The 493-nt window shown below is 47.7% G+C and carries 4 tRNA genes; all 4 read left to right on the top strand.

Features of this window, described 5'->3' with window-relative positions:
- Nucleotides 1–90 precede the first annotated feature (90 nt).
- The 4 genes from HMPREF2574_RS06065 (at nucleotide 91) to HMPREF2574_RS06050 (ending at nucleotide 446) form a co-directional block, all read left to right on the top strand.
- Nucleotides 91–164, top strand: a tRNA-Arg gene (locus tag HMPREF2574_RS06065).
- Between the two features lie 40 nt (nucleotides 165–204).
- A tRNA-Pro gene (locus HMPREF2574_RS06060) sits at nucleotides 205–278 on the top strand.
- A gap of 6 nt (nucleotides 279–284) precedes the next feature.
- Nucleotides 285–358 (top strand) — tRNA-Met (locus tag HMPREF2574_RS06055).
- Between the two features lie 14 nt (nucleotides 359–372).
- Nucleotides 373–446, top strand: a tRNA-Ile gene (locus HMPREF2574_RS06050).
- Nucleotides 447–493: the final 47 nt, after the last annotated feature.

Here is a 493-nt window from a genome sequence, read left to right as displayed (position 1 = left end):
GGCGGTTAGAGGTTCGACTCCTCTAGGGTGCATAAAGAGATTTGACTTTTTTTGTATTTGTGATATAATGATTTTATATTCATAGAAAGAGCACCCTTAGCTCAACTGGATAGAGTACCTGACTACGAATCAGGCGGTTAGAGGTTCGACTCCTCTAGGGTGCATAGAAAAGAAGTCTCCTAGGACTTCATTTTTCTATCTATACGGGAAGTAGCTCAGCTTGGTAGAGTACTTGGTTTGGGACCAAGGTGTCGCAGGTTCGAATCCTGTCTTCCCGATACTATGGCGGTGTAGCTCAGCTGGCTAGAGCGTCCGGTTCATACCCGGGAGGTCGGGGGTTCGATCCCCTTCGCCGCTATAATTGATCTTGTTGGACCTTTAGCTCAGCTGGTTAGAGCTCTCGGCTCATAACCGAGTGGTCGTAGGTTCAAGTCCTACAAGGTCCATTTTGTTATATTGTGGAGGATTACCCAAGTCCGGCTGAAGGGAACGG

Source organism: Streptococcus sp. HMSC034E12, assembly GCF_001835915.1.
Lineage (GTDB): Bacteria > Bacillota > Bacilli > Lactobacillales > Streptococcaceae > Streptococcus > Streptococcus vaginalis.
Note: the sequence above shows the minus strand (reverse complement) of the source record. Positions and strands in the feature narration are given on the sequence as shown.